The sequence below is a fragment of the Bacillus sp. 05T31 genome (assembly GCF_056396725.1).
Genome location: NZ_JBFTMA010000539.1, coordinates 1 through 5,661 on the forward strand (window position 1 = coordinate 1; position 5,661 = coordinate 5,661).

The 5,661-nt window shown below is 33.9% G+C and carries 4 protein-coding genes and 2 pseudogenes; all 6 read right to left on the minus strand.

The window, feature by feature from the left end; genetic code table 11:
- On the minus strand, window positions 1-1,378 hold a 1,378-nt coding region (gene lpdA, locus AC1DJR_RS23720; RefSeq protein WP_477003650.1), incomplete at its 3' end, for a dihydrolipoyl dehydrogenase.
- Between the two features lie 112 nt (window positions 1,379-1,490).
- A pseudogene (locus AC1DJR_RS23725) lies at window positions 1,491-1,985 on the minus strand (TetR/AcrR family transcriptional regulator); the annotation flags it as partial.
- A gap of 158 nt (window positions 1,986-2,143) precedes the next feature.
- A complete protein-coding gene (locus AC1DJR_RS23730; protein WP_477003651.1) occupies window positions 2,144-2,851 on the minus strand; it encodes a phosphotransferase family protein in 708 nt (235 codons plus the stop codon).
- A 26-nt stretch (window positions 2,852-2,877) separates the two neighbouring features.
- A pseudogene (locus AC1DJR_RS23735) lies at window positions 2,878-3,468 on the minus strand (VOC family protein); the annotation flags it as partial.
- A gap of 117 nt (window positions 3,469-3,585) precedes the next feature.
- Window positions 3,586-4,419 (minus strand): alpha/beta hydrolase, encoded by an 834-nt coding sequence (locus tag AC1DJR_RS23740; RefSeq protein ID WP_477003652.1) that lies wholly within the window; start codon window positions 4,417-4,419, stop codon window positions 3,586-3,588.
- 136 nt (window positions 4,420-4,555) lie between these two features.
- Complete coding sequence (locus AC1DJR_RS23745; protein ID WP_429691980.1) at window positions 4,556-5,308, minus strand: class I SAM-dependent methyltransferase; 753 nt, start codon at window positions 5,306-5,308, stop codon at window positions 4,556-4,558.
- Window positions 5,309-5,661 lie beyond the last annotated feature (353 nt).

Below are 5,661 nucleotides of genomic sequence, written 5' to 3' on the forward strand. Positions count from 1 at the left end.
CTTTAAGTGAGATTGTGATGGATGCAGCAGCATCCATCACAATCTCACTTAAAGTTAGTTGAGCATGTGGTGTTAATGCAATATCTTCAACTGTCATGCCTGATTCAATTGCTAAACCCATTTCGGCAATTATTTCTGATGCACCATTACCCACGATTTGAGCACCTACTAATACACCATTTTCTTTACGCACCAATAGCCTCAAGAACCCTTTTCCTTCATTTGATACAAGTGCACGACCGTTTGCTGAAAATGGGGATTGAATCACTTTTACTTCCATGCCCTCTGCCTTTGCTCGCTCTTCAGAATAACCAACTGTWGCTAAYTCAGGATTKGTGAARCAAACTGCTGGAATTGCCAAGTAATCAACAAATGATAGTTCACCAGAAATAGCTTCAGCAGCTACTTTCCCTTCGTAAAATGCTTTATGTGCAAGCTGTGGACCAGCAATAATATCACCGATAGCAAAAATGTTCGGAAGGTTAGTACGGCATTGTTGATCAACTTTTAATAAACCGCGGTCAGAAAACTCAATACCGATTTTTTCAAAACCCATATTTTCAGTATTAGGACGACGGCCAACCGTTACTAATACGTAATCAGCGTCAACTTTCTTTTCTTCACCACCAATTTCGTAGATAACAATTACACCATTTTCAACTTCTTCAACACCTTTAGCGGATGCATCTACTATTACTGTAACACCTTTGTTTATAAGGTCTTCTTTCACAATTTGAGTCATTTGTTTATCGAAGCCAGTTAAAATATCTTTACCTCCTTCAATAATTGTTACTATAGAACCGAGGGAAGCGTAAGCAGAGCCCAATTCAGTACCAATGTAACCACCACCGATTACAACCAATTTACTTGGAACTTCAGTTAAACTAAGTACACCTGTAGAGTTAATCACACGTTTTGTAAATTTAAATGTTGGAATTTCAACTGGGCGTGATCCAGTAGCTATAATTGCATTTTTAAATGTATATGTTTGAGCTGCATCTTTATTGGTTACTCGTATAGTGTTAGCATCCATGAAATAAGCTTCACCTTTTATCACTTCTACTTTATTGCTTTTTAATAACCCTTCTACACCACCTACTAATCTCTTTACAACGTTGTTTTTAAATTCTTGTACTTTTGCAAAATCAACATTTACACCAGAAGAAAAAATACCCATATTTTCTGAATGCTTTGTTTCCTCAAAACGATGACCTACAGAAATAAGTGCCTTAGATGGAATGCAGCCGACGTTAGCACATACGCCACCAAGATTCTCTCTTTCTATAATTGCCACTTGTTTCCCTAATTGTGAAGCTCTTATTGCAGCAACATATCCTCCAGGGCCAGAKCCAATTACGATTGTTTCAAATTCTCTCATATCCCTTTTCACACTCCTCCAAAAATTAGAAACAGGTAGGCCGAAATCGTTCATACTCTACACATTTTTCAATTTACTATTTTGTATTAGTACCATTCTTCTCTCATCCGTTTTCAAGAGAAGAAATCCAGATGATAGCAATCTGCTTTGCTTGAGTATCTGATCTTAACTCCCCTTGCTCAATTCCATTCATAATAATTTTTTCAATCATTCCAAGTAATTGATTCATCGCTATCTGTGCTTGTTCTGCCATAAGTGGGTGGGAATCATCTGCTTCTAACGTTACATTCATGATTGGACAGCCTCCTGGAAGAGGATCATTATGAATGAGAGATGTAAAAACTGAAATAAAAGTTTTTAACTTATCCAACRTATTGGATGCTTTTTTTATCTCTTCGGCATAACGCACTCCCATTTGTGAAGTTGCGTGCTGAAAGGCTTGAACAGCCAAGTCATCTTTATTTTTAAAGTGACGATAAATACCACCCTTCTCTAGCCCCGTCTCTCGCATAATATCAGAAATTGAAGAACCACTATACCCCTTTACATTAAACAGAGCAGAGGAACGATCAAGAATCATTCTTTTTGTTAATTCACCTTTACGCATTGTGTCCTCCTAAAAGAAAACGTTTGGTCTCTTTTAAGTATATGACAAACCGAAAAGAATTAGCAATAAAAAAATAACAGGGAATATCAATGAGTAAAAAACAAATGATACACCATCCTTACAAGAATCAGAATAAATACATGAAAAACATCTTTTATTTACAGAGGTGTACTCTCTGCCAATCTAGCTGCGCTAATAATAGGAGCCCACTGGAAAATTTCATCTCTTAATARACCTGTTTTTTTGCAATATATATGTAAATACATTTCAGCTAATTCCACTGAATTCTGTGAATACAATAAGTATGTCCGAAACACATCTGCACGAATATCACCTRAACTAGCATCAAYCCAATCTATAATWTTCACATCACYATTACTCATAATTAAATTAAACGGATGWAAATCACCATGACATAATCTAGGTTCAAATGTGATTGAATCTAACTTTTTTAATATATTTCCCTTTTGTTTTTCATCCAGATCATGTACGGAGTTAATTTGACGATAAAGCCTTTCTTCCATCGGTTCTATTTCATCCGAGCTCACAGATATAGCATGAATTTTTTGTTGTACACTAACACATATACTTATGTAATGCTCCGCTTTACTCAAATTATTAAGCAAAAGCTCACCAACACTTTCCCCTTCTACATATTCCATAATAATAGCTTGTCTACCTTGTATCTCTGTAACTTCAAATACTTTAGGAACGTRTAAACCACATGAATATGCATACTTTTGTTTTYGTGCTTCGKATAGAGATTCTGTATTAGGGAGGTATTCTTTAAACAATTTCACAACTTTATTATCACAAAGATAAATTTCAGCCGTATTTCCTTTGGCTATCGGATTTCCTAGATTCAATTCATTTCTCTCCTTACAGTAAATTGTGGTAAAGCTTTCATCGCGATTGGAATCCACGGTCGCTGCCACCAGGTTGCAACGATATATGCAGTGCCACCTATAACAAAGTTGAAAATATCCCCATCTTCCTTCGTTTTCATGTCTAGATTTGATTTCAACCATTCCGTAAATACAGGTACACTTTTAACCGGAAGACCAATTTCCCTTACGTATAAAATGTTTAACGGTGAATGCGGGACTAATACCTTTTCTTTAACATAACTATGTGCGATAATTTCGAGAAGATTTCCATCACCATCTTTAAAGTATAAATTGAATAGACCGTTTTCCTCATCAATTGTATGACCATCTTTCCATTTCACAATGAGTAATCCAGAACCTTCAAGCCATCTTACTGTTTCATGAAATTTTGAATATGGAATCTCAAAGGCGAAATGTGCAGGTGCAATCGGTTCATATACTTCCTGGAAACTAATTGTTGTGTAAGGTGTGACTTCAAATTGAATAAATGTTGCTGTTTCTGTTTTTATCGGAAAAGATAATATGTCTTTATAGACTTGTTTTACCCCTTCTATGGAAACCGTTTGTAGTTTTATATCTGATATATGTGTAATCACWYTACATTCCCCCTTGTTTCTTAYTATCTATTCKTATTGTATTACAATTATAAATAGATAAAATCAAACGGAAGGATTGATTTTTTATATAAAAACTACAACTTTAGTATGAATATGTTAGCTCCAATTACTTTTTATTTCCTCTATAACCACTTCTGGTTTATCCCAGTGTAACAAATGTGTAGTATCAGAGATTAATTTTACTTTCGCGCCAGTTTTTAACTTGAAAATTTTCACTGTTTTATCTCTATATTCATCCCATATTTGTGGAACTGTAGCTCGAAGCAATATAATATTAGCCGGTAACTTCTCGTAAATATCTATCGTTTCATCTTTATGCATACCTCTTATTATATTACCAGCTGTTGTACCTCTCGCATGCCAACATACTTCATTATCCATTTCAATCCCTAGGTCTTTTACAGCAACTTCTAATAATGGAGACCACCTAGTATATGCTTCTTTTTCACTTTTGAAAAATCCATCCCAATTATTAAAAATATATTCTTCAAAATCCTTTTCGTAATACGCGATTTCCTCTTCAAGCGTTTCTTCTTGAAGCCTTTTTGTTTGATATCCTCCATCAATAAGAATGCTTCCTAGTACTTTTTCTGGATTATTTAATAAATAAAATAGTGCTACAAAACTTCCCCACGAATGTGATAAAAAATAGAAATGTTCAATTCTCAGTTCATTTATTAYTTCATTTAACCAGTTTGCTAAATTCAGCATCTCATAATCTTCCGTTCTTTCAAAGGGCGGTGTTTTACCATGCCCAGGTGCATCAATGGAGATAAATCTATACTCTTCCTTTAATTCTTCTGCAATTTCTATAAAACTTAAACTCGTACTACCTAACCCATGTAAACAAAAGATAACGGGCTTTTCATTATTTCCCCACTCAGTAATATGTGCGTTTATTTTTTCGTTGTTAATATAGTAACGTTTCAAAATAATTATCCCCTATATTTCAATTTTCAGATTACCACTTTACCTATTTCTATGATTTTTAAGTTTTCCCTGCATTCTTTTCCACAAAAAAAGCTGATTTTCTTTTAAAGAAAATCAGCTTTTACGTTAAAATACACTATGATTTAACAGCAATAATCATAAACCTTTTTGAATTGGTACGAATACCTTTTTCGGAACTATTAGCGTCAATGAACTTTTGTAAAATATTAAAGTCCTCTTCTTTTTCTCCAAATCTAGGAATAATAGGCGTATGTTTTAATAAGAAAATAAGATCCTCAGGAGTACTGTAATAATCAGTAACATCATATTCACGTACTTGTACGAGTTCAAATCCTGCACTAATAAGTTCACCCATATAATTATCTTTTAACGTACCATCTCTTTCACCTAAACATTGCCCTCTACCAAATGCTTCTTTAAGATTTAATTTATCATGTTCGCTAACTTGTTGTGTTAAGAAAAAAGCACCTTTTTTCATTACTTTTGCCAATTCAGATGCTACAAACGGAGCATGACAACTTGAAGCAATATCAAAATGAGCATGCGGAAACGTTAAAACTTCAGAATCCATTTGGAGAAATTCAACGTTTTGTACACCTGCTTTATTCAAATTGGAATGTGCTGTTTTGATCATTCCATTAGAATTATCTATTCCAATCAGTAATGCAGCTGAAGATGCTATTTTTAATATATTCTCTCCTCCACCTGTGCCAACATCAAGTAGAATATGTGATGGTTTACATCTTTCTTGCACTTCGCCATAAAAGTCCCAAGTGTCACCTACAGTTTCACACTTTAGCTTACTAAAGTCCCACCCATTTAATCGTCCCACTTTATCATAAAAACTTTTATACTCTAATTCATTCATTTTATTATTTCCCCTTTGTAAAAATGCATTAACTGTTTAGATGATTCTCGAAATAGACTCATAGTTGATATTATCGTGAAAGGGCCTACGTCTTCTTTTATATCTGCTACGCATTTTTTCAGCCCCGAACAACTAGTTACTTCGAACGATACAGCATTTCATCTATATCACCTCATCTGGAAGACTGCATATATAATAACCTATAACACTATTTAATTATATATTATAAAATACAAATTATTAAAACGATATGTTTCGACAAACTACATTTAGTTTACATAATAATATTATATTTTATTTTTATCGATATATTCTAAATGTCTTCTTCCCCAACTACACATACTATCCAAAAC

Coding starts and splice junctions, on each gene's coding strand:
- AC1DJR_RS23745 (WP_429691980.1), bottom strand. CDS start 5,308: ATGAATGAATTAGAGTATAAAAGTTTTTATGATAAAGTGGGACGATTA.